Below are 1,642 nucleotides of genomic sequence, written 5' to 3'. Positions count from 1 at the left end.
GGCCGGGTCGAGAAGGGCACCGAGATCGTCAACACCCGCTCGCGTCAGAAGGTCAAAGTCGGCCGGTTGGTCCGGATGCACGCCGATGAAATGGTCGACATCTCCGAAGCCGAGGCCGGCGACATCGCGGCCCTCTTCGGCATCGACTGCGCCTCGGGCGACACCTTCGCCGCCCCCGGCCTCAACTACGCCATGACCTCGATCTACGTCCCCGAGCCGGTCATCTCGCTGGCCATCCGGCCGGTCGACAAGAAGGCCCAGGATAAAGTGGGCAAGGCCCTCAATAGATTTACCAAGGAAGACCCCACCTTCCGGACCCACGTCGATCCCGAGTCGCACGAGACGATCATCCAGGGCATGGGCGAGCTGCACCTGGACGTCTACGTCGAGCGGATGAAGCGCGAGTACAACGCCGAAGTGACCACGGGCAAGCCCCAGGTCGCCTACCGCGAATCGATCACCCAGAGCGTCGAGTTCGACTATACGCATAAGAAGCAGACCGGCGGCGCCGGCCAGTACGGCCGGGTCATCGGCCATCTCGAGCCCCAGACCGAGTCGCCTTACGAATTCAAGAACGAGGTCAAGGGCGGGCGCATCCCGCGCGAGTTCATCCTGTCCTGCGACAAGGGCTTCCGGGCGGGCATGCGCAAAGGCGAGCTCATCGGCTTTCCCGTCATCGGCGTCCGGGTCGTCCTCGAGGACGGCCAGTCGCACGACGTGGACTCCTCGGACAACGCCTTCCAGGCGGCGGCCATCGGGGCCTTCCGGGAAGCCTACCGCAAGGCCAGGCCCCAGATCCTGGAGCCGATCATGCGAGTCTCGGTTGAGGGACCGATCGAGTTCTCGGGCAACGTCTTCGCCACGATCAACCAGCGCCGGGGCATCATCATAAGCTCGGTCGAGGACGGGGCTTTCACCCGAGTCGACGCCGATGTGCCCTTGAGCGAGATGTTCGGCTACTCGTCCCAGCTTAGGTCCCTGACCCAGGGCAAAGCCGAGTTCACTATGGAATTCCTCAAATACGGCCGCGTTCCCGCGGCCGTGTCCGAGGAGCTCATCGCCGCGTACCAGGAAAAGCGGCGCCAGGAAAACGCCTGAACGGGCGCAAGAGGAGACATCCGATGGTCAAAGAAGAGCTGATCAAAAGAAGCCCCCTGCGGGTCCTGGAACAAGCCATCCACGGCGGCCTGGGCCACGGCCGCATCGGTGTCCTGGCTTCGCCCAAGGGCGTCGGCAAGACGGCCTTCCTGGTCTACATCGCCACCGACAAGCTGCTGCAGGGCCGCCCCGTCATCCACGTCTCGTACTCCAGCCGGGTCGATTACATCATCAACTGGTACGAAGATATCTTTACCGAGCTGGCCAAGAAGCGGAAGCTCGAGTCGGCCGTCGACATCCACGACGAGATCGTCAAGAACCGCGTCATCATGAACTTCAAGCAGGAAGGGACCAAGACCGAGCAGGTCCTGCGCAGCCTGGAGGCTATGATTTCGTTCGGCAAGTTCCCGGCTGACGCCGTCATTGTCGACGGCTACGACTTCACCAAGCCGGCGACAGAGGACCTGGACAAGTTCAAGGTCTTCGCGCAGAAGCTGGGTTTGGAAGTCTGGTTCAGCGCCTCGCTCAAGGAAAACGGCGTCCC

The 1,642-nt window shown here is 62.9% G+C and carries 2 protein-coding genes; both read left to right on the top strand.

Annotation, left to right across the window (positions count from 1 at the left end; all coding sequences use genetic code 11):
- On the top strand, positions 1 to 1,098 hold a 1,098-nt coding region (locus NTZ26_00010), incomplete at its 5' end, for an EF-Tu/IF-2/RF-3 family GTPase (GenBank protein MCX6558871.1).
- 23 nt (positions 1,099 to 1,121) lie between these two features.
- The coding region (locus NTZ26_00005; GenBank protein ID MCX6558870.1) for an AAA family ATPase at positions 1,122 to 1,642 on the top strand (521 nt) is incomplete at its 3' end.

Source organism: Candidatus Aminicenantes bacterium (assembly GCA_026393855.1).
Classification (GTDB): domain Bacteria; phylum Acidobacteriota; class Aminicenantia; order Aminicenantales; family UBA4085; genus UBA4085.
The sequence above is the reverse complement of the archived record's forward strand: the minus strand, read 5'-3'. Positions and strand labels throughout refer to the sequence as shown.